This window comes from Halomonas sp. SIMBA_159 (genome assembly GCF_046536035.1).
Lineage (GTDB): Bacteria > Pseudomonadota > Gammaproteobacteria > Pseudomonadales > Halomonadaceae > Vreelandella > Vreelandella venusta_A.
The window spans coordinates 1-232 of record NZ_JAWJBT010001742.1; the positions used below are offsets into that span (position 1 = coordinate 1).

Here is a 232-nt window from a genome sequence, read left to right on the forward strand (position 1 = left end):
GTCGACTCCGAAGTCATCATCGTCTTCATCACGAGCTCTCCCCACTACGCCGTGGGCGGCTATGAGGTCGACGCGCTGAGCTATCTGTTGAAGCCCGTGGCCTACGCCTCGTTCGAGCAGGAGATGTCGCGGATCCTCACGCGGCTGCAGCGCCGCTCGCGCCGTGAGCTCCTGTTTGCTGCCACAGACGGGGTGCACCACCGCATCGCCGTCGATGACATCCGCTACATCG

The 232-nt window shown here is 63.8% G+C and carries 1 protein-coding gene; it reads left to right on the forward strand.

Annotated features, from left to right (window positions below; genetic code table 11):
• The coding region (locus R0J87_RS25160) for a LytR/AlgR family response regulator transcription factor (protein ID WP_498889750.1) at positions 1-232 on the forward strand (232 nt) is incomplete at both ends.